This is a genomic window from Micromonospora sp. NBC_01638, from assembly GCF_045209745.1.
Classification (GTDB): domain Bacteria; phylum Actinomycetota; class Actinomycetes; order Mycobacteriales; family Micromonosporaceae; genus Micromonospora.
In genome coordinates this window covers 1,448,852-1,472,835 of record NZ_CP109273.1, presented here as the reverse complement: position 1 = coordinate 1,472,835, position 23,984 = coordinate 1,448,852, and the positions used below count along the sequence as shown (strand labels likewise).

22 protein-coding genes and 1 pseudogene are annotated in these 23,984 nt (G+C 71.4%); 14 read left to right on the top strand and 9 right to left on the bottom strand.

Going from position 1 to position 23,984, the window contains the following annotated elements; all coding sequences use genetic code 11:
- Positions 1-23: 23 nt before the first annotated feature.
- The 4 genes from OG811_RS06825 to OG811_RS06810 form a co-directional block, all read right to left on the bottom strand.
- Positions 24-2,813, bottom strand: a complete 2,790-nt coding sequence (locus OG811_RS06825; protein WP_406072840.1) for a hypothetical protein — start codon at positions 2,811-2,813, stop codon at positions 24-26.
- Between the two features lie 77 nt (positions 2,814-2,890).
- Positions 2,891-3,199 (bottom strand): cupin, encoded by a 309-nt coding sequence (locus OG811_RS06820; protein WP_406072839.1) that lies wholly within the window; start codon positions 3,197-3,199, stop codon positions 2,891-2,893.
- Complete coding sequence (locus OG811_RS06815) at positions 3,196-4,146, bottom strand: LLM class F420-dependent oxidoreductase (RefSeq protein WP_406072838.1); 951 nt, start codon at positions 4,144-4,146, stop codon at positions 3,196-3,198. The genes OG811_RS06820 and OG811_RS06815 overlap by 4 nt, the downstream gene beginning before the upstream one ends.
- A 2-nt stretch (positions 4,147-4,148) precedes the next feature.
- Positions 4,149-4,934: an ABC transporter ATP-binding protein gene (locus tag OG811_RS06810; protein ID WP_406072837.1), complete on the bottom strand. Its 786-nt coding sequence runs from the start codon at positions 4,932-4,934 to the stop codon at positions 4,149-4,151.
- 271 nt (positions 4,935-5,205) lie between these two features.
- Between OG811_RS06810 and OG811_RS06805 the strand changes: the two genes are divergently transcribed.
- Both OG811_RS06805 and OG811_RS06800 read left to right on the top strand, forming a co-directional pair.
- Complete coding sequence (locus OG811_RS06805) at positions 5,206-6,234, top strand: ABC transporter substrate-binding protein (protein ID WP_406072836.1); 1,029 nt, start codon at positions 5,206-5,208, stop codon at positions 6,232-6,234.
- A 101-nt stretch (positions 6,235-6,335) separates the two neighbouring features.
- Positions 6,336-7,196: an ABC transporter permease gene (locus OG811_RS06800; protein ID WP_406072835.1), complete on the top strand. Its 861-nt coding sequence runs from the start codon at positions 6,336-6,338 to the stop codon at positions 7,194-7,196.
- A gap of 72 nt (positions 7,197-7,268) precedes the next feature.
- On the opposite strand, the gene OG811_RS06795 is transcribed toward OG811_RS06800, so the two are convergent.
- Positions 7,269-8,447 carry an ABC transporter substrate-binding protein gene (locus OG811_RS06795; RefSeq protein WP_406072834.1) on the bottom strand — a complete coding sequence of 393 codons (1,179 nt, stop codon included), beginning with the start codon at positions 8,445-8,447 and terminating at the stop codon, positions 7,269-7,271.
- 444 nt (positions 8,448-8,891) lie between these two features.
- On the opposite strand from OG811_RS06795, the gene OG811_RS06790 reads away from it, so the two are divergent.
- The 4 genes from OG811_RS06790 (at position 8,892) to OG811_RS06775 (ending at position 13,485) form a co-directional block, all read left to right on the top strand.
- Positions 8,892-12,023: a nitrate- and nitrite sensing domain-containing protein gene (locus OG811_RS06790; protein ID WP_406072833.1), complete on the top strand. Its 3,132-nt coding sequence runs from the start codon at positions 8,892-8,894 to the stop codon at positions 12,021-12,023.
- Positions 12,020-12,427 (top strand): roadblock/LC7 domain-containing protein, encoded by a 408-nt coding sequence (locus tag OG811_RS06785; RefSeq protein WP_007465177.1) that lies wholly within the window; start codon positions 12,020-12,022, stop codon positions 12,425-12,427. The genes OG811_RS06790 and OG811_RS06785 overlap by 4 nt, the downstream gene beginning before the upstream one ends.
- Before the next feature lie 88 nt (positions 12,428-12,515).
- Positions 12,516-12,881 (top strand): DUF742 domain-containing protein, encoded by a 366-nt coding sequence (locus tag OG811_RS06780; protein WP_204942071.1) that lies wholly within the window; start codon positions 12,516-12,518, stop codon positions 12,879-12,881.
- On the top strand, positions 12,862-13,485 hold the full coding sequence (locus OG811_RS06775) for an ATP/GTP-binding protein (protein WP_355165783.1): 624 nt from the start codon (positions 12,862-12,864) through the stop codon (positions 13,483-13,485). The genes OG811_RS06780 and OG811_RS06775 overlap by 20 nt, the downstream gene beginning before the upstream one ends.
- 41 nt (positions 13,486-13,526) lie before the next feature.
- On the opposite strand, the pseudogene OG811_RS06770 reads toward OG811_RS06775, so the two are convergent.
- Together OG811_RS06770 and OG811_RS06765 are read right to left on the bottom strand one after the other, a co-directional pair.
- A pseudogene (locus OG811_RS06770) lies at positions 13,527-14,614 on the bottom strand (uroporphyrinogen-III synthase).
- On the bottom strand, positions 14,614-14,961 hold the full coding sequence (locus OG811_RS06765) for a nitrite reductase (NAD(P)H) small subunit (RefSeq protein ID WP_406072832.1): 348 nt from the start codon (positions 14,959-14,961) through the stop codon (positions 14,614-14,616). Before OG811_RS06765 ends, OG811_RS06770 begins: the two are co-directional and overlap by 1 nt.
- Positions 14,962-15,157: 196 nt before the next feature.
- Between OG811_RS06765 and OG811_RS06760 the strand changes: the two genes are divergently transcribed.
- The 7 genes from OG811_RS06760 (at position 15,158) to glmM (ending at position 19,384) form a co-directional block, all read left to right on the top strand.
- Positions 15,158-15,853: a class I SAM-dependent methyltransferase gene (locus OG811_RS06760; RefSeq protein ID WP_406072831.1), complete on the top strand. Its 696-nt coding sequence runs from the start codon at positions 15,158-15,160 to the stop codon at positions 15,851-15,853.
- Between the two features lie 90 nt (positions 15,854-15,943).
- Positions 15,944-16,201 carry a DUF6364 family protein gene (locus OG811_RS06755; RefSeq protein WP_088950199.1) on the top strand — a complete coding sequence of 86 codons (258 nt, stop codon included), beginning with the start codon at positions 15,944-15,946 and terminating at the stop codon, positions 16,199-16,201.
- Complete coding sequence (locus OG811_RS06750) at positions 16,191-16,484, top strand: hypothetical protein (protein ID WP_110563057.1); 294 nt, start codon at positions 16,191-16,193, stop codon at positions 16,482-16,484. Before OG811_RS06755 ends, OG811_RS06750 begins: the two co-directional genes overlap by 11 nt.
- 55 nt (positions 16,485-16,539) lie before the next feature.
- The gene (locus tag OG811_RS06745) at positions 16,540-16,812 is read left to right on the top strand and encodes a hypothetical protein (RefSeq protein ID WP_406072830.1); all 273 of its coding nucleotides are present in this window, start codon (positions 16,540-16,542) and stop codon (positions 16,810-16,812) included.
- A 159-nt stretch (positions 16,813-16,971) separates the two neighbouring features.
- Positions 16,972-17,415 carry a 50S ribosomal protein L13 gene (rplM, locus tag OG811_RS06740; protein WP_354995062.1) on the top strand — a complete coding sequence of 148 codons (444 nt, stop codon included), beginning with the start codon at positions 16,972-16,974 and terminating at the stop codon, positions 17,413-17,415.
- 20 nt (positions 17,416-17,435) lie between these two features.
- Positions 17,436-17,909, top strand: a complete 474-nt coding sequence (gene rpsI / locus OG811_RS06735) for a 30S ribosomal protein S9 (RefSeq protein WP_272613550.1) — start codon at positions 17,436-17,438, stop codon at positions 17,907-17,909.
- Positions 17,910-18,025: 116 nt separating this feature from the next.
- Positions 18,026-19,384, top strand: a complete 1,359-nt coding sequence (glmM, locus tag OG811_RS06730; RefSeq protein ID WP_406072829.1) for a phosphoglucosamine mutase — start codon at positions 18,026-18,028, stop codon at positions 19,382-19,384.
- A 204-nt stretch (positions 19,385-19,588) separates the two neighbouring features.
- On the opposite strand, the gene OG811_RS06725 is transcribed toward glmM, so the two are convergent.
- Both OG811_RS06725 and OG811_RS06720 read right to left on the bottom strand, forming a co-directional pair.
- Positions 19,589-20,782 carry a pyridoxal phosphate-dependent aminotransferase gene (locus OG811_RS06725; RefSeq protein WP_406072828.1) on the bottom strand — a complete coding sequence of 398 codons (1,194 nt, stop codon included), beginning with the start codon at positions 20,780-20,782 and terminating at the stop codon, positions 19,589-19,591.
- Between the two features lie 39 nt (positions 20,783-20,821).
- Entirely contained in the window at positions 20,822-21,304 is a 483-nt protein-coding gene (locus OG811_RS06720; protein WP_406072827.1) for an MmpS family transport accessory protein, read from the bottom strand.
- 765 nt (positions 21,305-22,069) lie between these two features.
- On the opposite strand from OG811_RS06720, the gene glmS reads away from it, so the two are divergent.
- Positions 22,070-23,983 carry a glutamine--fructose-6-phosphate transaminase (isomerizing) gene (gene glmS, locus OG811_RS06715; RefSeq protein ID WP_406072826.1) on the top strand — a complete coding sequence of 638 codons (1,914 nt, stop codon included), beginning with the start codon at positions 22,070-22,072 and terminating at the stop codon, positions 23,981-23,983.
- The last annotated feature ends 1 nt before the right edge of the window (position 23,984 follow it).

Genomic DNA, 23,984 nt, shown 5'->3' with positions numbered 1-23,984 from the left:
GTTCCGATGCGCCGTCGCTGAGGTCAGTCGCGGTGGTGCCGACCGGTGGAGCGCAGCGAGCGGCGGCCATCCTCCTGCTCCGGCTCATTGTCCGACACCGGCTTGCTCAGACCGGCGACCCAGTCGACGAACTCCTCGTCCTGTGTCGGCAGCGGTTCCGTCGCGGTCGACGTCTCCCGGCCCTCCTCGTCGGCCCGGGGCCGGTTGCGACGGAACAGGCCGCCGAGCCGTCCTCGTCGGGTGGGCTGCCCCGCCACCGTGGCGGGCGTCAGAGCGGCCGGTGTGGCGTCGATGTTCACCGGGCCGTCGGTGCCGGTGGCGGAGGGAGCGCCAGCTTCACCAGGAACGACCGAAGACTCCGTCGTGCTCGGGCGTTCCGCTGGGGTGGCCGTTTCGCTGGTCGCGGCCGGGCCGTCCGGCGCGGTCTGGGCCGTCGAGCTGTCCTGCGGCCCCGTCGGTCCGGCACGGCGGGCGGTGTTGAAGGCGTTCCAGGGGGTGGCCCGACTCAAGTCCGGCAGCGGCGCCCGGTGCCGGGGCCGCGGCGTCTTCTCGGTCGGCTCAACCGGCCCGGCAAGCGGCTCGGATGCGGTTGGCCCCCGGTCAGCGGCCTGCGGCGGCACTGTCCACGCGGCGGTGACCGGCCAGGCCGACGGAGCCGGCGCCCACCGGCCCGCGTCTGGGTCGCTGGTGGCAGTGACCCCGAACAACCCAGCGGTGGAACCGTCCTCGGTGGCGGCCCGCGCGCTGCCCGTTCCGCCAGCCTCGACAGCTGCGGAATCACTGGCCGGGTCGGCCGGCGGCACCGTGTGGCCGGTGGTGGTGGCAGCCGAGGTGCGCGGCGCTTCAGGGGCTTCCGCACCAGGGCCGCCTGCGGTGGTCGGTGCGGTCGGTGCTTGCGTCGGGCCGATTGCGGTGGTCGGGGCGGTTGCTGCCGCCGTTGCGCCGGAGGCAGCCGCCGGGATGGGCTCGGTCGTCAGACCGGGCCGGGTGCCCTGGCTCTCCTGGCTGGGCACAGGAGTGTCGGTGGCCGTGCCAGAGCTGGCGCTGTCAGCGGGTTTCTTGCCGGGCCGGGTGGCCTTTCGGGTGCGGCCGGTGGTCGTCTCGTCGGTCGTCGCCGGCTCCGATGGCGGCGAGCCGCCGGGCGAGTCAGCGGTGGCGGCGTCCGGGTTGGCCTTCGGCTTACGGGTCCGTCGCGGCTTGACCGTCAGCGGTGCATCGACCGTGCCGGGGTCGGTTGTGCCCGTGCTGGACAGGCCTGCGCCAGCGGTGACGGAGCTGGGTGCGCCCGAGATGGTCGGGGCCGCACTGGCCGGGTCGGTGGTGGGGGTGTTCTTCTTGCTGATGGTGCGGTCACCGGTCGGCCTGCCGCTCGTGCCCGTCGGCGCGCTGCCGGTCGGCTCGTCGGCCTGAGGGCCGCCTGCCGGAATCGCGGCATCGGCGCGTCCCGCCGGAGTGCTGGTCGGGGTGGCACCCGTCGAGCTGCTGACGTCGGCGGTGGCCGAGGGCGCGGCGGTGGCCGGGGGCTCGACGGTGGCCGGGGGCTCGACGGTGGCCGGGGAGGTGACATCGTCCCGGTTCGACGTGCGCGTCTGCGCTGCGGTGGTGAACTCACCGGTCGGATCGGTCAGCCAGGATGCGGGCTTCGCCGCAGCGGTGGGGGTCGGACCGTGTTGGCCGCTCGCGGTGGTCGCCGGCCTGTCCCGGCGGGCCGGGACGGTGCGTACGCCATCAGGGTCGCCGGCGGCCCGCGGACCTGGGGCGGCGGCCAGCTCTGCGCCCGCCGGCTCCGCGCCGGCCGGCTGTCCGATCGACGGCTCCTTGTTGGCCAACTCCGCTCCGGTGCGCTCGATGGTGTCCCGGTCGTTCGTCGAACCTTTCGACGCGGCGTTGGGCAGGGCAGGGCCGGCGGGCAGTGGGCGCAGGATGTCGCTGGGCTCGATCGCCTGTGCATCCGCGGCGCGGGCACCCGCCGGCCAGCGCAGCAGCGCGGCGGCGGCCGCGCCGAGCGCGCCGGCGAGGATCGCGATCAATGAGCCGTAGTAGGGGGTGGCCTGGTAGCGGTCCACGGCGTCGCCCGCACCGGCGATCAAATAGGCGAACGCCACCAGCACCGGACCGGCCACCCCGGTAGCCCCGCTGACCAGTGGAGCCTGGCCCCGCCAGCGGGCCAGCCCGGCGGTCACAGCGCCGGCCAGCAGCGCCACGGTGGGCAGCAGGAGCAGCGCCAGTCGTTGTGCGGCGGCGTCGTTCAGCCAGCTCGGCTCCAGCACGCCGAGCCGGATGGTCGGCAGCGGGCCGGCCGTGCCGAGCGACGGCAGGACGGAGATCAGCGCCAGCAGCCAGACCGCGCCGGCCACAGCCGCCATGTTCCAGCCCAGCTCGGGCCGGAGCAGGACGGCGATCGCCGCGCCCGACCCGATCACCGCACCGAGTACGGCGCAGATGCCCACCGCCCAGACCGGATCGATGGAGATCAACTCTGCGGCACGGGCGGGCTGCATGCAGAGCGGGGCGATGGCGGTGGCACCGAGCGCAGCCGCGCCACCGATTGCCAACTGCCGGCCGGTGCTGGCCGCCGGAGCATCGCGGCGCGCGAGGCGGCCGGTCAGGACGGCGCCAGCGACGGCGGCGTTCGCGGCGAACCAGCCCACCCAGACGAGCTGGGCCGGCCACTGGTTGACGGTCGTACCGGTGAAGGCGCCGGTCAGCCGGACGATGCCGAAACCGTACGCGACGCCGAGCTGGCCGGCCCCGGCCAGCACGCTCACCCCGAGCGCCGTGAGCAGCAGTCTGCCCCAGGTCCGAAAGGCCATGTCGGGCACGTTACGCACCCGGTACACCCGATCGCCACCGGCGCGCCGCGCGGCGCGCAGGCCCGCGCTCGGCGGGTCTACTTGAGTTCGACCAGCCGGGCCAGGTAAGTCGTGTCTCCGACATTGGTGAGCATGTGCACCGCTCCCGGGTCCCGGTAGACCACGCCGCCGGTGGGTTCGTCGGCGTCGATGCGGGTGCCGTCGATGGTCTGTACGACGTTCTTGGCGCCCTCGACCGCCACCACCAGGTAGGGGTGGTCGTGCCGGTGCAGCGGTTGCCGCTCGCCCGGTTCGAGGCGGATGTGCCAGACCCGGACCCGGTCATTTTCGAACACGATCTCCTGACCTACCGGCCCGAGTTCAGTTCCGTCGATCACGTCGGTCATCGTTGTCCGTCCAGTTGAGGGAGCACCTCGGCGGCGATCAGTTCCAGGTGGTCGAGGTCGTCGAAGTCGATCAGGCGCAGGTGAACCCGGGTGGCGCCGATCGCGGCGAATTCGCCGATCCGCTGCGCGAGCTGCGCGGGTGAGCCGACCACCGGGTCCTCCGGCGGAAGCGCGCTATTTTCGTGTAGCGGCGCGGCCCGCCGCTGGGCCTCCGCGTCGGTCCGGCCGATGGCCACGACGATCCCGGCGGACAGCACCAACGGCTCGCGCCCGGACTCCGTCCGCCCGGTGCGCTCGCACGCCTCGCGCACCCGGTCGTACGCCTCGGCGGTGTCCGCCACGGACTCGAACGGCATGTTGAACTCGTCGGCGTACCGGGCGGCCAGCTCGGGTGTGCGCTTGGGGCCGCGCCCGCCCACGATGATCGGTGGCCCAGGAACCTGCACCGGCTTGGGCAGGGCCGGGGCGTCCACCAGCCGGTAGTGGTCGCCGTTGAAGCTGTAGGTCTCGCCGGACGGGGTCTGCCACAGCCCGGTGATCACTTCGAGCTGCTCGGCCAGCCGGTCGAAGCGCTCGCCGACCGCGGGGAACGGGATGCCGTACGAGGTGTGCTCGCGCTCGTACCAGCCGGCGCCGATGCCCAGGTCGACCCGGCCGCCGCTCATCTGGTCGACCTGCGCGACCAGCACCGCGAGGGGGCCGGGAAGGCGGAAGGTGGCCGACGTCACCAGGGTGCCGAGCCGGATCCGCTTGGTCTCCCGGGCCAGCGCGGCGAGGGTCAGCCAGGCGTCCGTCGGGCCGGGCAGGCCCGGGTTGGCGCCCATCGACTGGTAGTGGTCGGCGCGGAGGAAGCCTTCGTATCCGCAGGCCTCGACCAACTGGGCGAACCGGAGCTGGGTGTCGTAGCTGGCGCCCCGGTGCGGCTCGGTGAAGACCGAGACCCGCATGTTCAACGCCCTTCCGCGCCGGCCGTGGCCGGCTGGTCGCGTTCCATCAACAGCTCGTGAAGGTCGGCGCTGACCTGGGCGACATCGGCCAGGTGGGCGTTGCGGCCCAGGGTGCGGGGCCGAGGGATGTCGACGTCGACCACTTTGCGGATCCGGCCGGGGCGGGGGCTCAGCACGACCACCCGGTCGGCGAGCAGCACCGCCTCGTCGATCGAGTGGGTGACGAAGACGATGGTCGGCTTGTTCTCCATGTGCACCCGCTGGAGTTCGCCGGAGAGTTCTTCACGGGTGAGCGCGTCCAGCGCGGAGAACGGCTCGTCCATCAGCATGACCCGGGGCTCACCGATCAACGACCGGCAGAGCGACACCCGCTGCTGCATGCCGCCGGAGAGTTCGTGCGGCAGCCGCTTCTCGAAGCCGGCCAGCCCGGCCACGTCGAGCAGTTGTCGGGCCCGCTCGCGGTGCTTGGCGCGGCCCCAGCCGAAGACCTCCACCGGCAGCAGGACGTTGTCCAGCACGGTGCGCCAGGGCAGCAGCGCCGGCTTCTGGAAGAGCATGGCGATGTCCTGGCGAGGACGGGTGATCGGCGTACCGGACACGGTGATCTCGCCGGCGGTCAGCGGGAGCAGCCCGGCGATCAGCCGCAGCAGGGTGGACTTGCCGCAGCCGGAGCGGCCGAGAATGGCGACGAACTCGCCTTCGGCGACGTCGAGGTCGATGCCCCGCAACGCCTCCACCCGGCCAGATCGGCCCTCGAAGGTACGGGACACCCCGGACAGTCGGATCATCTCCGGCGGACCTCCGCTGAGTGGACGGTCAGGAACCCGACAAAGGCTAGCCGGCCTGTCTACGTATCGCACCGTCCGGGGTGCTCGTCAGGTTGTTCCCGTTCCGCAACCCGATACGCCTGGCGTCGCAAAGGTGGGTTTCTCGTACGCTGTGCCCGCGAAGAGTCCCCTCACGACGGTGGCGTCCGGCTTCCACCCCTCCTGCCGGCCCGTCACGACAACCCCCTCCGGTGGCCTGCCGGCCCCGGTCGGAAAGGACATGGTGCTACTGATGAGAAGGCTGACCCGTACGGTCGCTACGGCCGCGCTGGCCACCGCCCTCGCCCTTGTCTCCGCCTGCAGCAGCGGGTCGGATGCCGACGACGCCAAGGGCGGCGACAGCAAGACGCTGGAGAAGGTGACCTACCTCACCTCCTTCGGCCAGTTCGGCCGGGACTCCTACGCCTGGGTGGCGAAGGAGAAGGGCTTCTTCAAGGACGCCGGCTTCGACGTCGAGATCAAGGCCGGTCAGGGCACCGGTGGTGTGATCCAGACCGTCGTCGGTGGCCAGGCCGACTTCGGCCCGATCGACCTCACCGGCGGTCTGCTCCAGGTCGGCAACGGCCAGGCGAAGGACTTCACCGTGGTGGCCGCGATCCAGCAGCGCACCATGGCGGGCATCGCCTCGGTCGAGGGCAAGAACATCGCCTCCCCGAAGGACCTGGAGGGCAAGAAGCTCGCCGACACCCCCGGGTCCGTGGTCCGCAACCTCTTCCCGACGTACGCCCGGCTCGCCGGGGTGGACGCGAGCAAGGTGACCTGGGTCAACGGTGAGGCGCAGAACCTGATCGGCACGCTGGCCGGCGGCCAGGTGGACGGCATCGGCCAGTTCGTCGTCGGCCAGCCGACGATCGAGGCGGTGGCCAAGAAGAAGGCCGTCATGCTGCCGTACAGCAACGTGATGCAGGACCTCTACGGCAACGTGCTGATCACGTCCTCGAAGATCGCCAAGGAGAAGCCCGAGATGGTGAAGCGGTTCACCGCGGCGCTGCTCAAGGGGCTCGAGTACAGCCTGGCGAACTCCAAGGAGGCCGCCGACATCCTGAAGAAGAACGTCGACGCCACCGTGGTGGCCTCGGCCGCCGCCGAGCTGGAGCTGATGGCCGCGTACGTCCGTTCCGGCAACACCGGCACCGCGATCGGCACCCTGGACAGCGGTCGGGTCGCCAAGAGCATCGCCATCCTGCAGGGCGCCGGCGCGCTCAAGCAGAACATCACCCCCGAGCAGATCATCGACTTCAGCCTCGCGCCGAAGGCCTGATCGTCCGGTCGTCATCAGGGGGTACGCCCCACCGATTCCGGTGGGGTGTACCCCCGTCGCTCGTCGGCCCATGGGGGCCGTGGGATTTCGAGGAGGACAAGATGACCGACGTCCGGTCAGCGGACCTGGCGGTTGCGGCACCCCCACCGCCGGGTGCCGACCCCGAGGCGGGGCGTGCGGGTCGAGGTGCCGGCCTCCGGGTCTGGGCCGGGACGGCGCTGCTGCCCGCGGCCGGCCTCCTGATCGCCCTGGCGGCATGGTGGCTGGCCGCCCGGCTGGAGCTCGTCCACCCGTTTGCCCTGCCGCCGCCCGGCGACGTCTTCATCGCGTTCGTCGACAAGCCCGCCCAGATGCTGGAGCACACCTGGGCCACGCTGAAGGAGATCGTGTTCGGCTTTGCCCTGTCGGTGGCCGCCGGCATCCTGATCGGACTCTCCCTGGCGACTTCCCGCGCGGTGGAGCGAATGTTCACCCCACTGCTGGTCGCGGTGAACGCAGTGCCGAAGATCACGCTGGGCCCGCTGTTGGTGGTGGCGTTCGGCTGGGGTCAGAAGCCGATCCTGACCATGGTTTTCCTGCTCTGTTTCTTCCCGATCGTGCTCTCCACCGCGACCGGGCTGACCACCACGCCGGCCGACCTGGCCGAGCTGGTGCGCTCCTGGAACGCCTCCCGCTGGCAGGCGTTTCGCAAGGTGCGCTTCCCGGCCGCGCTGCCGCAGATCTTCGTCGGCCTCAAGGTGGCCATGCCCCTGGCCGCGATCGGCGCGGTGATCGGTGAGTTCCAGGCCGGCGAGAGCGGCCTCGGGTACATCATCCTGCAGTACGCCGGAATCGGCGACGCCGCCACCGCGTGGGCCGCGATCATGCTGGTGGCGCTGGTGAGCATCCTGCTCTACTCGGCGCTCCTGCTGATCGAGCGGATCGCGCTGCCCTGGGTGCGGGAAACCACCAGCAGCCGCTGACCAACGCGCAGGGCCGGCCTCCCGGTAGGAGGCCGGCCCGTTTCATCGACGCCGCTGGCGCAAAGGGCGGTGTTACCCCGCCAACCGCCACCGGCCGTTGCGGGCGACCAGCGTGGTGAGCGCCTGTGGCATCAACCCGCTGTGGTTGTCCGGCGTCATCCGGATCGGGCCCGACAGACCGTCCATCTGGGACGTCTCGAGCACGTCCCGAATGCCGTTGCGGTTCACCTTCCCGACCTCGCCGCCGGCGCGCAGTTCCGCGTCGGCGATCAGCTGGACGGCGTCCGCGGCGAAGGACGAGGACCCGTTGTAGCCACCGAAGCGTGCGGTGTAGTCCTGGAACCACTGCCGTCGCGCCGCCTTGGCCGGCGTGGTCGCGATCACGTCGTCGATCACCAACGTCTGGGTGAAGATGAGCGTGGCCCGCTCGGTCGCCTTGGCCGCCGCGCCGAGGAAGAGGTCCCCGGCCGCGCCGGCGTCGAAGAAGAGCGACCCACGGAAGGTGGTCCGCTGGGCGCTGGTGGCGGCCAGTGTCGCCTGCTCGGGCGGGGTCCAGAAGACCAGCGCGTCGGGCTTGTTCGACGTGAGCTGTTGGACCTGCTGGCTGACGTCGGTGTCGGTGCTCTTGACCTTTTGCTCACGGAGCGTGATCCTGGCCTTGTCCAGCTCGCTCTTGAGCGCGGTCGCGCCCTCCCGGCCGTAGTCGTCGTCGCTGACGAGCAACCCCACCTTGCTGATGTTGTCGCGACGCAGCTCGGTGGTTAGCGCGGCGGCGCTGTCCGGGGCGTTGGGGCCCAGCTTGAACACGTAGCGCCGTTCGGCGACCGGGCTGGTGATCGCACCGGAAGCGGCGAGCGCAATGGTGGGAATCCGCTTCTCGTTGATGGTCTCGACCGCACCGACCGCGCATTCGCCGCAACCACCCATGATGATGGCGCTGACTTGGGAATCGCTGCTGAAGTCGGCGATGTTGCGAAGTGACTCAGCGGAGTCGGAACGGTTGTCCTTCACCCTCAGATCGATCTTCCGGTCCTTCAGTGCTCCGGAGGAGTTCAACTGCTCGACCTTGAGTTTGAGGGCCTGCTGGTATGTCCGGCCAACCGAGGCCGCGGCGCCGGAGAGCTCCAGGTCGGCAGCGATCACGATCGGACTCGTGTCCTGCTCTGCTCCGCCAAACTGGCAGCCGGTGAGCGTAGTGGCCACTATGGCCGATGCGAGCGCCGCGATGGTCGCGGAGCGGATGGGGCTCAACTCAGTCCTCCAGGTGCGGGCGCGGGCGCTGCCCGGTCACCGCCGCTAATCCGTCCTCAGTGGAGGACGGGATCTCCTCTGCCGTACGGTGTGCGCGAAGCCTGCAAAACCTTGCCAATGGCCGGCGCTGTGGTCAAGCGCGGACCCCGGCAGCATTTTCGGGACGGCCATCCCACATGCTGGGGTAACGCAATGTTTGTAAAAGCTCACTTTGCATGCATGCGTGGCCACTCTGGAGTTACATGCCCTGTTCAGGGGCTTGCGGAAATGAAGGTATCAGTTGCCCGGATCACGGGATGCGCTCCGTCCGACCGTTTCCTACCCCACTGCGGCTTCCCAAACAGGATCTTCTCTGATGAAATCGCGGCCGAGCCGCGCGTGGTCCCCTCCGCTTACGGCATGGCTCGGCGGTTCAGGCGGGGAAGAAACGACGGAGGCGATGTCGTGAGCACCGGACCGACGACCCTGCCCGCGCTCGGCGACAATGGTCGACCTGCGCGCCGACGGTTGCCGAGACTGCGGGACGCTCGGATCCGATCGAAACTGGCGCTGATCCTGGTTGTCCCGGTGGCGGCAGTGATCGCGCTGGCCACGGTCCGCCTCATCTCCGTTGGCGAGGGTGCCTTCGACGCCACCCGGGCCCGGTCGCTGACGGCTCTCTCCATCGACGTTAGTGCCCTCACGCAGGACCTCCAAGCCGAGCGGATGGCCGCGGCGGCCTACCTGGCCACTCCCCAGCAGCCGGCCGACGCGTACAACCTGCGGGTCCGCAAGACGCAGCAGCAGGTGGACGAGTACCGCGCCGAGCGAGGCCGCATCGGCGAGGTGCCGGCGGCCCTGCGGGGCCGGCTGGCCGCCATCGACGACCACCTGGCCACGCTGGACGGCACCCGTCAGGAGGTGCTGGACCGCCGGCAGATGGCGGTCGCCGAGGCGGTGCTCCGCTACGGAGTCATCCTCACCGACCTGGTCTCCTACGGTGACGGCCTGGCCCAGTTACCCGGCGACGAGAGTCTGTCGGACAGCCGCCGTGCGGTGTCCGCCTTCGCCCGCGCCAAGGCATCTGTCGCCGAGGAGGAAGCGGTCGCCTTCACCGCGCTGACGGCGGGCCAGCTCGACCCGGAGCAGTTCTCCTCCTTCGTGGCCACGCTGACCAGCCAGCAGGAGGCCCTGGTCGCCTTCTCCCTGGCCGCCGACCCGGTGCAGCGCGCCCTGGTCAACAGCACCGTCTCCGGTGACGCGGTCGGCCTGGCCGACCGGGTGGCCACCGACATCACCCGCTCGGTCGGGCAGCGCTCGCTGGTTACCGCGCAGGACGCCACCGCCGCCATCGGCGCCGTGAACGACCTGATGCGCTGGGCCGAGATTCAACTGCAGAACCGGCTGCTCCAGCAGGCCGACGAGGCGCGCGCGCACGTCATTCGGCAGGCCGTGATCGAGTCGGTCCTGGTGCTACTCACCCTGATCATCGCCGTGTCCCTGGCCGTGGTGCTGGCCCGGTCGCTCAACCACTCGCTTCGCCGGCTGCGCGAGGGCGCGCTCTCGGTGGCCAACCACGACCTGCCCGACGCCGTGCAGCGGCTGCAGAACATGGGCAGCGTCGGCGACGGCGGGGTGGACGAAATCGTCCGGCAGGTCCGGGACCCGATCCAGCTCAACTCCCGTGACGAGGTCGGCCAGGTGGCGCTGGCCTTCAACGTCGTCCACCGCGAGGCGGTACGGGTCGCAGCTGAGCAGGCCGCGCTTCGTACCAGCGTCTCCGCGATGTTCCTCAACCTGGCACGTCGTAGTCAGACCCTGGTCGACCGGATGATCGGCGAGCTGGACGCGATCGAGCGCGGCGAAGAGGACCCGAAGCGGTTGGCGCAGCTCTTCGAGCTGGACCACCTGGCCACTCGAATGCGCCGCAACGACGAGAACCTGCTGGTCCTGGCCGGCGCCGACTCCGCCGCACCGCGTCACGAAAACGCGCTGGTGGTGGACGTACTGCGCGCCGCCCAGTCCGAGGTCGAGCTGTACAACCGCATCGAGTTCGGGACGGTGGACACCGACATCTCGGTGGCCGCGCACGCGGTCAACGACGTGGTACGACTCGTCGCCGAGCTGCTTGACAACGCCACCCGGTTCTCGCCGCCGAACACCACCGTGGTCGCCGACGGTCGCCGGATCCGTGACTACGTCCTGATCCAGATCGAGGACCGCGGGCTCGGCCTCACCGACGAGCAGCTCGACTCGCTCAACCGCCGGCTGGCCGCCCCGCCGAGTGTCGACGTCGCCGCGTTCCGGCTGATGGGTCTGGCCGTGGTGAGTCGGCTCGCCTCCCGCTACGGCGTCCGGGTGGAGTTGCGCCGCAACGTCGAGGGCGGCACCGTCGCCCAGGTGACGTTGCCCGCCACCACCGTGGTGCTGCCCAGCAACCGGGGCCGCGAGCAGGTGCTCACCCGGCCGCGTCAGCCGATGGCCGTGGAGCAGGCGCCGCTCGCCCCGGCCGGTCACGCCGAGCAGTTCGCCGGTGCCGCGACCTCGGCGGCGACGCTGCCCGACCAGTGGCGGACCAACGCGCCCGCACCGGCCCAGTGGCAGTCCCCGCTCGACGCACGGGACACCACGTCGGCCGTGCAGGCGGGTGGCTACACCGCAACGCGCTCGACGGTGCCGCCCGTAGCGGCGCCCGCCGCCCCGCTTCCGCCGGCGCGGACCTCGTACAGCAACGGCGCGGGCGCCTCGATGGGCAGCCCGACCGCGGCCCACCCGACCATCGACCCGCTGCCCCGGCGTGGCTCGACCGCGGATGGCGCGGACGCGCGCAGCGCCCCGGTCCTGCCGGTCGGGCCGGTCGCCGGCCCCGGCGCAGTCGCACCGCCTGCCGCGCCGTCGGTGCCCGCTGCACCCGTCAGCACCCGGCCCGACTTCCCCGCCGAGGCGCCGATCTTCCGGGAGATGGAGGCGGTCTGGTTCCGGTCGCACGGCGACGACGCCACCGCGATCTTCACCCGGCCCAACTTCGACGAGCCGCCGGCGCCCGCCACCGACGCTCCGGCCGACGCCGGCCTGCGCGCGGGCAACGGCGGTCAGCCGAGTGCCGCCGGTGTGCCAACCCCTGCGCCGGCACGACCGCCACTGCCGACCCGCACCCCGGGCAGTTCCACCACCAACGGCACCACCACACCGGGCACCGGGGGCGGCCGCAGCAGCGCAACCGCCAGCGGGTTCAACGCTCCGCCAGCGGTACCCCAGGCGTACGCTTCGCCCCCGGCTCCCCGGACGGCGTCGGCCGCGCCCAGTGCGCCCTCCCGAGACCCGGAGGCCTGGCGGACCGCCGCGGACGAGGGCTGGTCCCGAGCCAGCCGGGCCGCCGAGCCGGCCCCCGCCGGGACCACCCGATCCGGGTTGCCCAAGCGGACGCCGCAGGCACAGCTCGTGCCGGGTGGCATCGAACCGAAGAGTGGCCGGGACCGCAGCCGGCGGACCCCGGACGAAGTACGTGGTCTGCTGTCGGCCTACCACCGCGGTGTGCAGCGCGGTCGGACGGCCGGAACGGACCTGAACAGCACCTCGACCAAGGAGAGCCGATGAACAGGCCAGCTGCCATGCAGGACATGGGTTGGCTGCTCACCAACTTCGCCGACAGCGTGGCGGGCATCGCCCACGTGGTGGCGGTGTCCGCCGACGGGCTGCTGCTCGCGTCCTCCCGGGATCTGCCGGGGGACCGGGCGGACCAGCTCGCTGCGATCACGTCCGGCGTGGTGAGCCTGACCGAGGGTGCGGCCCGGATGTTCAGCGCGGGCGGGGTGTTGCAGACAGTCATCGAGATGGACAGCGGGTATCTCTTCCTGATGTCGATCAGCGACGGTTCGTCGATGGCCGTACTTGCCGCGCGCAGCTGCGACGTGGGCCAGGTGGGCTACGAGATGGCGCTGCTGGTCGAGCGGGTGGGCGCCGCGCTGGTGCCGCTGCCGCGGGACGCGGTGCGCTCCTAGCACCGGCAGGCGGCGCTTGGACCGCGGTCGAAGCAGGGACAGGAGGCGGCACCGGCCGGCTCCACAGGGGACGAGGAGGTGATCGGGAATGGACCAACGACGCGCTGACCCACGCGGCGCGCTGGTGCGTCCGTACGCGGTCACCCGTGGTCGAACGGAGCCCCGGCAGGACATCGCCCTCGAGGCCGTCCTCACCGCGTCTCCCACCCAGGTCGCCGAGTCCCGCTTCGCCGGGCACGACAAGCACCGCATCGCCACGGTCTGTGAGGGCCGAGCGCAGTCGCTGGCGGAGATCGCCGCGTACACCCGGATGCCGCTGGGCGTCGCCCGGGTGTTGGTCGCCGACATGGTGGCCGAGAGCCTGCTGATGTTACACACTGCTGCTCCCGCCGAGGGGTTCGAGGAGCGGATGGAACTGCTTGGAAGGGTGCTAAGTGGACTTCGCAGGCTATGACCCCGCTGGGGGGCGGCCGGGCCGGGGAATCGTCTCCGCGAAGATCGTCGTCGCGGGCGGCTTCGGCGTCGGTAAGACAACACTGGTCGGGGCGATCTCCGAGATCACACCGCTGACCACCGAGGCATTGATGACCGCGGCCGGTGTCGGCATCGACGACCCGTCCAAGGTGCCGGGCAAGGAGACCACCACGGTCGCCATGGACTTCGGCCGGATCACCATGGCCCAGGACCTGATCCTGTACCTCTTCGGTACACCCGGTCAGACTCGGTTCTGGTTCATGTGGGACGAGATCATCCGTGGTGCGGTGGGTGCCGCCGTGCTGGTGGACACCCGCCGGATCACCGACGCCTTCGCCCCGCTGGACTACTTCGAGAACCGCAACCTGCCGTACGTGGTGGCGCTGAACCGTTTCGACGGCGCTCCCCAGTACGAGCTGGATGAGGTCCGCGAGGCGCTGGCGATCTCGCCGCAGGTGCCGTTGGTGATGACCGACGCCCGGCACCGGGACTCGGTCAAGCAGGTGCTGGTGACGGTGGTCGAGCACGCCATGCTCCGGCTCCAGTCCGAGCACGGGCGCGGGTTCCCCACGCCGGTCGGCTGAACCGTCGTGTCACGGCCGGCACACCAGTCGGCCGTGACACGTCAGTCGACCCGGAGCCGGTAGCCGCGCTTCACCACGGTCTGCACCACGCGAGGTGCGCGCAGGCCGGCGCGTAGGCGGGCGACGGCCATCTCCACCGCGTGCTCGTCCGCGCCCCAGGGCAGCGTCCGCAGCAGCGCCGTACGCGACAGCACCCGGCCGGGGGACTGGGCCAGTGCCCGCAACACCGCCATCGGGGCGGGAGCGAGCGGCCGCAGCTCGCCGTCGATCACCGCGGCGTGCCCGCGCAGCGTGAGCAGGTGCCCGCCGGCCTTGAACGTCACAGTCCTGCGGGGCAGTTCGTCGACGATGGTCCGTACCAGCGCGCCCAACCGGGCCCGACCCGGCGCGCTCACCGGCACCCCGTGCCGCAGCAGCGGTTCGGCCGTCACCGCGCCGACGCAGCTGGCCAGCACGTCGCTGCGGAACGCGGACAGCACCGAGTCGGTACGGTCCCCCGGCTGCCCGCAGCAGAGCCTCGGCCGCCGGCGCCGAGGTGAAGGTCACCGCGTCCACCAGCCGGCCGGCGATCAGGTCGATCAGCCGGTGCAGCGGTGCCGGGTCGGTCGGCGGAGCCCAGCGGTAGACCGGCACCTCGATCACCGTGGCTCCGGCCGCCTCCAGCGCGAGCGTGCACTCGGGCTGCCGCTCACCATGCAGCTGCATGGCGATCACCTGCCCGGCCACGCCACGTCGGCGCAGGTGGTCGACCACCTCGTCGCAACTCTCCGAGGCCGGCGACCACTGGTCGTGCAACCCGACCGCGGATCGCGCCGCGCGCCTTCGGGCCACGGGCCACCACGTACGAGCTGGCCAGCACCGAGCGCAGCGACTCGGCCAGCCCCCAGCCCTCGGCCGCCTCCAGCCACCCGCGCATCCCGATGCCGGTGTTGGCCATCAAGATGTCCGGCGGCTGGTCGAGGCAGGCGGGGGTCGCCTCGCGCAGCTCGGTGTCGTCGGACAGCGGCACGATCCGCAGCGCCGGAGCGAGCACCACCCGGGCGCCCCGCCGTTCGAGCAGCGCGGCCAACTCGTCGCGCCGCCGGTCGGCGGTCACCCCGATGGTGAAGCCGGCCAGTTCTTCCCGCATCAGCCCTCCTGTCGCAGCCGCACCCCGGCCAGCCCGTCGCGGCAACGCGCGTCGTGCCGTGCCACGGCCACCCCGGGCAGGTCGAGGCAGTGCCCGCTGCGTAGGTCGTACACCTGCTTGTGCGGGGGCGACGCGACCGTCGGCACTCCGCCACGGCTGCCGGCGATGCCCCGGGACAGCTGGCAGAGCCCACCCCAATTGGTGGGGAACTGGCGGGCGTGGACCGACACCCCGGTGTCGTCCTCGCGCAGCACCATGCCGCACTGGAGCGCGCAGTACGGGCAGTGCGTCGCCACCTCCCGGGGCGTCCGCCCCGGTCGAGTTGCCGGCCGTGCACCGTCTGTCATGTCGGGAAAGCGTGCCGCCGGGCCGTTTCCAGCCCGGGTCTCTGCTGTTTCGGTCCTGTCAAGTGGGGCTCACACCGCACCGGGGCAGCGGGCGTGGCGGGTGGCTTCGCGTCTCACCGGGTGGTCAGCGATACGACGTCCATCCCGTCGGTGGCTTATTATCTGGGAAAATCGTCTCAACAACTGGGAGGCCACGATGAGTGTGGCGGACGCCTTCAACGCGGTGGCCGGGAGTTACGACGAGGCCCGCCGGCGGCTGGTGCCCTGCTTCGACGCCTTCTACGGCGCGGCGGTCGAGGTGGCCGCGCCACCGCTGCGCGCCGCGCTGTCCGCCGGGCGTACGCCGGAGGTGTTGGACCTGGGCGCGGGCACCGGTCTGCTCTCGCTGCTGCTCTCCGCCGCGGTGCCCGGAATCCGGCTGACCCTGGTGGACGGGGCGCCGGCGATGCTCGCCCGCGCCACCGACCAGTTGCACGCCCGGTCCGTGCCGCACCGGACCGTCCGGGCCGACCTGGCCGACGAACTGCCGCCCGGCCGGTACGACGCGGTGGTCAGCGCCCTGGCGATCCACCACCTGGACGACGCCGGCAAACGGGAGCTCTACCGGAGGGCCGCCGCCGCGCTGGCGCCCGGCGGGGTGTTCGTCAACGCCGAACAGGTTGCCGGCCCGACCCCGGCGTTGGACCGGCGCTACGACGAGGTGTGGCTGGAGCGGATCACCGAGCTGGGCGCGTCCCCCGACGAGATCGCGGCTTCCCGGGAGCGGATGCGGCACGACCGGCCGGCGACCGTCGCCGACCAGTGCCGGTGGCTCGCCGAGGCGGGCCTGGCCGACGTCGACTGCTACTTCAAGGAGTGGCGCTTCGCGGTGTTCGGCGGCCGGGCCCGGTGAAAGCCGGCGGAATGCGCGTTTCGACGCCGGTGGGCGAGCCGGTGGGCGCGTGGATGACTGGCGGTCATACCGCTGGGTAGTCTCAGCGGCATGACTGCCAAGGTGACTCTGTCGTTCACCGACGAGACGATCGAGGAGGCCCGGCGGTTCGCCAAGCGTGAGGGGCTGTCGCTCTCCGCCTGGATGGACCAGGCCGCCCGGGAGAAGGCGCTGCGCGAGGTCTTCACCGCGCACGCCGCCGCCGTGGGCCGTGCCGGTCTGGACCTGGAGTCCGCCGCCCTCGCCGACGCCCGCGAGGTGGGCATGGTCAACGACCTGCTCTCCGGCGGACGGCCGCGTGCTGCGTAGGGGAGAGGTCTGGCGCATCGAGGGCGCCCGGGAACGCCTCGGACTCGTGATCAGCTCAGACGTCTACAACTCCACCGACGTGCCCATCGTGATCGTGGTCGAGGTGGTCGAGGAGTCGCTGCTGCGCGACTCGCCGCTCGCCGTGACGATGGGCCGGTACGTGGTGATGCCCGACCGCATCTCCTCGCCGATGAAGAAGTGGTTCACCGACTGCGTCGACGTCGCCGACACCGACACCATGCTCCGGGTCGGCCGCGCGCTGCGCATCCTCCAGCAGCTCTGACCGTGGACCGGGTGGCACGCTCACTGCCGCCGCCGGCCCGCCTCTTTCGGTCACCGTGCTCTTCCTCGGCCCCGCGTACGGCATCGATCCGGCCGGGAAGTTCCTGCTCACCGCCGTGCCGGCCGCACCTGGGGTGCTGGTCAACATCGCGTTCCGCCAGTCGTTCCTCGGCTCCGGCAACGCCGCCTACCTGGCCTTCATTGGCTGGTACGCGTTGTGTTTCGCGATCACGCGGGTCGTCTCCGTCGTCCGGGTGCCGATCGGCTCGCCAGCGTGTGAGGTGGGCCACGTCGGCGTGTCGCCGCGCGTGACCGCACCCCCGTTTTGACCTGCGGACGGGGCGCCGGGTATCGTTGCCTGCTGTTGTACGACATCCAGAGGCGTGCCCTATCAGGTACGCTTGGTCGTTCGTGCGCGCTGGTCCGGCCTGCAAGATCTGGCCACCTCGGCGCGCGACCCCAGACCGACGACGAGACAAGGTAGACCTGTGCGTACGTACAGCCCGAAGCCGGGTGAGATCGAGCGTCAGTGGCACGTCATCGACGCCTCTGATGTCGTGCTGGGCCGCCTGGCCACCCACGCCGCCACGTTGCTGCGTGGTAAGCACAAGCCGACTTTCGCGCCGCACGTCGACACGGGCGACTTTGTCGTCATCGTGAACGCGGGCAAGGTTGCGTTGACCGGCAACAAGCGCCAGACCAAGATCGCCTACCGCCACTCCGGTTACCCGGGTGGTCTGAAGCAGATCGGCTACGACGAGCTGCTGACCAAGCGCCCCGAGCGGGCCATCGAGATGGCCGTGAAGGGGATGCTCCCGCACAACAAGCTCGGCCGTCAGCTGATCAAGAAGCTGAAGGTCTACGCCGGTGCCGAGCACCCGCACCTCGCGCAGCAGCCGGTGCCGTTCGAGATCAAGCAGATCGCGCAGTGAGCGCGGGCGAAGGAAGCAGCATGACCGACATCACCGAGACCGAGGTTGCCCCGGAAGTTCCCGAGGCCACCGAGGCGCCGGCGCCCGTCGCCCGCGCGCCTCGTGGTGACCGGCCGATCCAGACCGTGGGCCGCCGCAAGGAGGCCATCGTCCGGGTCCGTATCGTCCCGGGCACCGGCAAGATCACCTGCAACGGCCAGGACCTCGAGGCCTACTTCCCGAGCAAGGTGCACCAGCAGCTCATCAAGGACCCGCTGGTCACCGCCGAGAAGCCCGAGCAGTTCGACGTCATCGCCAACCTGCGTGGCGGCGGCACCACCGGCCAGGCCGGTGCGCTCCGGCTGGGCATCGCCCGCGCGCTGATCATCAACGATCCGGACGACCGCCCGGCCCTGAAGAAGGCCGGCTTCCTCACCCGGGACGCCCGGGTCAAGGAGAGCAAGAAGTACGGCCTCAAGAAGGCCCGTAAGGCTCCCCAGTACTCGAAGCGCTGATCTTCACCAGCGCGTTGTACTTCTGACGGACGGCCGGTCCGCCTCCCCGCTACGGGGAGGTGGGTCGGCCGTTTCGTTTTCTCCACATCGGCAGTGCGCAACGGAGGTTGGCGGGTATGGGTCGGTTGTTCGGCACGGACGGCGTACGCGGGCGGGCAAACGCGGATCTCACCCCCGAATTGGCGCTTGCGCTGGCCGTGGCCGCCGCGCACACACTCGCCGAGACGGACCGCAGCCATCCGCCGCTCGCGGTGGTCGGTCGGGACACCCGCGCCAGCGGCGAGATGTTGGAGGCCGCAGTGGTTGCCGGGTTGACCAGCGCCGGCGCCAACGTGGTCCGAGTCGGCGTGCTGCCCACCCCCGCGGTGGCGTTCCTCACCGCCGAGGCCAAAGCCGACCTCGGGGTGATGCTCTCCGCGTCACACAACCCGATGCCGGACAACGGCATCAAGCTCTTCGCCGCCGGCGGCCACAAGTTGCCCGACGAGATCGAACTGCAGATCGAGGCCGCCGTCGAGACGAACGCCACCACCGCCTGGGATCGGCCGGTCGGCGCCGGCGTCGGCCGCGTGCACGACCTGCTCGATGGCGCGGACCACTACGTCCAGCACCTGGTCGGCACGGTGCCGCACCGGCTCGACGGGATCAAGGTCGTGGTCGACTGCGCCAACGGTGCCGCCGCCGAGGTCGCCCCGGTCGCCTACCGGGAAGCCGGCGCGGAGGTCATCGCGATCAACGCCGAGCCCAACGGGCTGAACATCAACGACGACTGCGGCTCCAACCACATCGAGGCGCTACGGGCCGCCGTGGTCGAGCACGGCGCCCACCTGGGCATCGCCCACGACGGCGACGCCGACCGCTGCCTGGCGGTCACCGCCGACGGCGACGAGGTCGACGGCGACCGGGTGATGGCGATCCTCGCGCTGGCCATGCGGGATGCCGGCACGCTCACCCAGGACACCCTGGTGGCCACCGTGATGAGCAACCTCGGGCTGCGGTTGGCCATGTCCGCGCAGGGCATCCGGCTGATCGAGACCAAGGTCGGCGACCGGTACGTGCTGGAGGAGCTGCGCGCCTCCGGGCTGGCGCTCGGCGGTGAGCAGAGCGGCCACATCGTCATGCCCGCACACGCCACCACCGGCGACGGCGTGCTCACCGGGCTGCACCTGATGGCCCGGATAGCGGCCACCGGCCGATCTCTCGCCGAGCTGGCGTCCGTGGTCACCACGCTGCCCCAGGTGCTGATCAACGTGCCGGTCGGCGACCGGACCATCGGCGCCAACGCGCCGGCCGTGCGCGCCGAGGTCGAGCGAGCCGAGGCGGAGCTGGGCGAGACCGGTCGGGTGCTGCTGCGCCCGTCGGGCACCGAGCCGCTGGTCCGCGTGATGGTCGAGGCGGCCACCGAGGCGACCGCCCGCGAGGTCGCCGAGCGGATCGCCGAGCAGGTCCACACCGCCAGCCCCCCAAAGCCGTAACCCCCACCCCACCCCCACCCCACCCCCGCCCCCCACCCCCGCCCCCCACCCCCCACCCCCCCGTGCCCCCGCTCGCCCCGTTGATCTAGGGCAAATCGCTGTGATCGGAGATCAACTCGCGACGATATGCCCTAGATCAGCGGGGCGGGGGCGTGGGGGCGGGGCGGGGGCGTGGGCGGGCGGGGGGTGGGCGGGGGTGGGGTGTTAGGTGGTTGGTAGTTGGCGTAGGCGGGTGACCGCCTCGGTCAGCACCTCGGGGCGCTTGCAGAAGGCGAAGCGGATCAGCCGTCGGCCCGCGTCGGTGTCGTCGTAGAAGACCTGGGTGGGCACCGCCACCACGCCGCAGCGCTCCGGCAGTGAGCGGCAGAACTCCACCCCGTCCCGGCCGCCGAGGGCGGTGACGTCGGCGGTCACAAAGTATGTCCCCTCCGGGCTGAGCACCTCGAACCCGGCGTCGCTGAGGCCGCCGACGAGCTGGTCGCGCCGCTGCTGGTGCCCGTCGCGGAAGCCGGTGTAGTAGCTGTCCGGCAGGGCCAGCGCCACCGCGACCGCCGGTTGCAGCGGCGCCGCGTTGACGAAGGTGAGGAACTGCTTCACCCGCAGCACGGCCGAGACCAGCGCCGCCGGGCCGCTCGCCCAGCCGACCTTCCAACCCGTGCAGGAGAAGGTCTTGCCGGCCGACGAGATGCGCAGCGTCCGCTCCCGCATGCCGGGCAGGGTGGCCAGCGGCACGTGCGGGTTCGCCGCGTCGGTGAAGACCAGGTGCTCGTACACCTCGTCGGTGACCGCGTACGCGCCGTGCTCCTGGCACAGTTCGGCGACGAGGGTCAGCTCGGCCGGAGTGAAGACCTTGCCGGTCGGATTGTGCGGTGAGTTGAGCAGCACCAGTCGGGTGCGCGGACCGAACGCCGCGCGTAGCGCCGCCGGGTCGAAGGCGTACCGGCCGTCGGCCGTGGGGCGCAGGGTCACCGGCCGCCGGACCGCACCGGCCAGCGCGATCGAGGCGGCGTACGAGTCGTAGTACGGCTCGAAGCAGACCACCTCGTCGCCCGGTTCGCAGAGGGCGAGGATGCTCGCCGCGACCGCCTCCGTCGCGCCCGCGGTGATCACGATCTCGCCGTCCGGGTCGTACGCCAGGTCGTGGAACCGTTGCTGATGGGCGGCGACCGCCGCGCGCAGGGCGGGGATCCCCGGTCCGGGCGGGTACTGGTTCTGCCCGCCGCGCAGCGCCTCGGCGGCGGCGGCCAGCATCTCCGGTGGGCCGTCGGTGTCGGGGAAGCCCTGGCCGAGGTTGACCGCGCCGGTGCGCACGGCGAGGGCGGACATCTCGGCGAAGATCGTCGTGCCGAACGGCCGCATCCGGGCCACCAGCGGGTCGACATCGGTGCTCGTCGTCACCTGCGCCAGCCTACGGGTGCTCCCGGCCGAACCCCAGCCTCACTCGGGCGCGCAACTGGTAGCCCAGGATCCCCGAGCTTTGTTGACGACCGGCTTGCCGGCGCCGGTGACCGTGACGGTGCAGTCGAGTGGTCTCTCACCCTCATCGTCGGCCCATCTGGCCTCCACCAGGACCCGGCTCTTGCCGTTGGTCCGGATGGTGGTGCGCCAGGGCAGCTTCGCGCCGTCGACGTGGATGAGGTCGCTCTCGGCGTCGAAGTACGCGATGTCGACCGCGCCCGCTCCGGTGACCTCATAGACCACCGTCACCGGGGCCGGCCCCGAGGTTGGCCGGGTGATCGGCTGCTTGGTGGGGGTGGGCGCCACGGTGGGTCGCTCGGGAATGCCCCACGGCTCTTCGGCGACCGGGTCCGGGTCGGTCTCTTCGATCAGCAGACCACCCGCGCAGAGGCAGCCGCACACGGTCAGGACAAGCACCACGAGGACCGCGACGACGATCCCGACGACCCGTCCGCCGCCCATGGCCGGTTTGCCGCTGACCTGCGGATACCCGGGGTAGGCGTACGGCGGCGGATAACCGGGCGGCGGCCATCCGGTGGCGGGCGGCGGCCAGCCTGCGGGCGGTGGCTGCCCGTCGGGCGTGGGCCACCCTGCTGGTGGTGTCGGCCCGTCGGGCGTGGGCCACCCCGCTGGCGACGGCGATCCGGCCGGCATCGGGCTCGAGGCGTCGGGCGACGGCGACCACGGGGCCGTGGTCGGTTCCGGCGTCCACGGCGTCGCGGGCGGTTGGGGCATCCACTGGGTCGCTGGCGGAGACGGCGCCCACGGCGCGGCCGGCGGAGACGGCGCCCACGGCGCGGCCGGCGGAGACGGTGCCGGCGGGGACGGCGCCCACGGGGCCGGCGGTGCCCACGGCTGGACCGGGGCCAGCGGGTCGGAGGCCGGGATCGGAGCCGAGGAGTGCGGGGCCGTCGGATCCGGTGCTGGTGGGGAGGGTGACGGGTCCGGTGCGGACGAGGGGGACGGATCGGGCGGCGGCGCGTCGGACATGGCTGCTCCGGGCTGGAGTGGGTATGGAACGAACGGGCCGTGGACGGGAGCGCTGAACCCGCCGAGAGACTGTCGTACCCGAAGACCCGCCGCAACCCCGTCAGCCAGGGCCGGGCACGAGAGAGCCTGGAAGCTCGTCCGGTTGCGACCCGCCAGCTCCCAATCGCTCAGATTCCGTGATTGATAACCCGACTTTCGAGCACCCATCGTGAGTGAAACTGGGTTAGGCTGGGGGCCATGTGTGGAATCGTGGGATACGCGGGCGCGCGCCCTGCACTCGGCATCGTGCTCGACGGGCTTCGGCGGCTGGAATACCGCGGCTACGACTCGGCGGGCGTCGCCATCGTCTGCGACGACCAGCTCCTGACCGAGAAGAAGGCCGGCAAGCTGGCCAACCTGGAAAAGGTGCTGTCCGAGCGGGCCGCCGACGACCCGACCTCCTGCGCGGCCAGCCCGATCGGCATCGGTGACGGCACCACCGGCATCGGGCACACCCGGTGGGCCACCCACGGCGGCCCGACCGACCGCAACGCTCACCCGCACCTTGCCCCCGACGGGCGGGTCGCGGTCATCCACAACGGCATCATCGAAAACTTCGCCAAGCTCCGTAACGAGCTGGAGGCCGAGGGCGTCCAGTTCACCAGCGACACCGACACCGAGTGCGCCGCGCACCTGCTCTCCGCCGCGCTGACCGAGCTGCGCGCCGCCGGTCAGCCAGACAACCCGCAGCTGCTCGCCGCCGGCATGCGGGTGGTCTGCCAGCGACTGGAGGGTGCCTTCACCCTGCTCGCCGTCGACGCCTCGGTGCCCGGCGCGGTCGTCGGCGCCCGGCGCAACTCGCCGCTGGTGGTCGGCCGGGGCGACGGGGAAAACTACCTGGCCAGTGACGTGGCCGCCTTCATCGAGCACACCCGGGAAGCGGTCGAGCTGGGCCAGGACCAGATCGTCCTGATCACCGGTGACAGCATTGAGATCACCGACTTCGAGGGCCAGCCCGCCGCCGGCAAGGACTTCCACATCGACTGGGACTCCTCGGCTGCCGAGAAGGGCGGCTACGACTGGTTCATGCTCAAGGAGATCGAGGAGCAGCCGCAGGCCATCGCCGACACGCTGCTCGGCCGGCTCACCGAGACCGGTGAGATCGCCCTCGACGAGGTCCGCCTCAGCGACCAGGATCTGCGCGACGTCGACAAGATCTTCATCGTGGCCTGCGGCACGGCATACCACGCCGGCATGGTCGCCAAGTACGCCATCGAGCACTGGACGCGGATCCCCTGCGAGGTGGAACTGGCCAGCGAGTTCCGTTACCGCGACCCGGTGCTCGACCGGTCCACGCTGATCGTGGTGATCTCGCAGTCCGGCGAAACGATGGACACCCTGATGGCGCTGCGCCACGCCAAGGAGCAGAAGGCCCGGGTGCTGGCGATCTGCAACACCAACGGCTCGACAATTCCCCGTGAGTCGGACGCCGTGCTCTACACCCATGGCGGGCCGGAGATCGCCGTCGCGTCCACCAAGGCGTTCCTCACCCAGGTCGTCGCCTGCTATCTGATCGGCCTGCACCTCGCCCAGGTGCGCGGGATCAAGTTCGCCGACGAGGTGGGCGCGGTGGTCGCGCAGTTGCAGGAGATCCCGGGCAAGTTGCGCGAGCTGCTCGACCGGATCGAGCCCGTGCGCGAGCTGGCCCGGGAGTTGAAGTCCGAGCCGACCGTGCTGTTCATCGGCCGGCACGTCGGCTACCCGGTGGCCCTGGAGGGCGCGCTGAAGCTCAAGGAGTTGGCGTACATGCACGCCGAGGGCTTCGCGGCCGGCGAGCTGAAGCACGGCCCGATCGCCCTGATCGACAAGGGCACCCCGGTGATCTGCGTGGTGCCCTCGCCGGTCGGCCGGGGCATGCTGCACGACAAGGTCGTCTCCAACATCCAGGAGGTCCGGGCGCGCGGCGCGCGGACCATCGTGATCGCGGAGGAGGGCGACGAGGCCGTCGTCCGGTATGCCGACCATCTGATCTACGTGCCGCGTACGCCGACCCTGCTGGCCCCGCTCGTCACCACGGTGCCGTTGCAGGTGCTCGCCGCCGAGATCGCCGCTGCCCGTGGGCACGACGTGGACCAGCCTCGCAACCTGGCCAAGTCGGTCACCGTCGAGTAAG

What these genes read in the sequence shown, in the direction of transcription:
- OG811_RS06760 (WP_406072831.1), top strand. Translation starts at nt 15,158, where the DNA reads ATGAGTGTGGCGGACGCCTTCAACGCGGTGGCCGGGAGTTACGACGAG.
- OG811_RS06785 (WP_007465177.1), top strand. Translation starts at nt 12,020, where the DNA reads ATGAACAGGCCAGCTGCCATGCAGGACATGGGTTGGCTGCTCACCAAC.
- OG811_RS06810 (WP_406072837.1), bottom strand. Translation starts at nt 4,934, where the DNA reads ATGATCCGACTGTCCGGGGTGTCCCGTACCTTCGAGGGCCGATCTGGC.
- OG811_RS06720 (WP_406072827.1), bottom strand. Translation starts at nt 21,304, where the DNA reads ATGGGCGGCGGACGGGTCGTCGGGATCGTCGTCGCGGTCCTCGTGGTG.
- OG811_RS06800 (WP_406072835.1), top strand. Translation starts at nt 6,336, where the DNA reads ATGACCGACGTCCGGTCAGCGGACCTGGCGGTTGCGGCACCCCCACCG.
- OG811_RS06780 (WP_204942071.1), top strand. Translation starts at nt 12,516, where the DNA reads ATGGACCAACGACGCGCTGACCCACGCGGCGCGCTGGTGCGTCCGTAC.
- OG811_RS06825 (WP_406072840.1), bottom strand. Translation starts at nt 2,813, where the DNA reads ATGGCCTTTCGGACCTGGGGCAGACTGCTGCTCACGGCGCTCGGGGTG.
- OG811_RS06765 (WP_406072832.1), bottom strand. Translation starts at nt 14,961, where the DNA reads ATGACAGACGGTGCACGGCCGGCAACTCGACCGGGGCGGACGCCCCGG.
- OG811_RS06815 (WP_406072838.1), bottom strand. Translation starts at nt 4,146, where the DNA reads ATGCGGGTCTCGGTCTTCACCGAGCCGCACCGGGGCGCCAGCTACGAC.
- glmM (WP_406072829.1), top strand. Translation starts at nt 18,026, where the DNA reads ATGGGTCGGTTGTTCGGCACGGACGGCGTACGCGGGCGGGCAAACGCG.
- rpsI (WP_272613550.1), top strand. Translation starts at nt 17,436, where the DNA reads ATGACCGACATCACCGAGACCGAGGTTGCCCCGGAAGTTCCCGAGGCC.
- glmS (WP_406072826.1), top strand. Translation starts at nt 22,070, where the DNA reads ATGTGTGGAATCGTGGGATACGCGGGCGCGCGCCCTGCACTCGGCATC.
- OG811_RS06805 (WP_406072836.1), top strand. Translation starts at nt 5,206, where the DNA reads ATGAGAAGGCTGACCCGTACGGTCGCTACGGCCGCGCTGGCCACCGCC.
- OG811_RS06755 (WP_088950199.1), top strand. Translation starts at nt 15,944, where the DNA reads ATGACTGCCAAGGTGACTCTGTCGTTCACCGACGAGACGATCGAGGAG.
- OG811_RS06820 (WP_406072839.1), bottom strand. Translation starts at nt 3,199, where the DNA reads ATGACCGACGTGATCGACGGAACTGAACTCGGGCCGGTAGGTCAGGAG.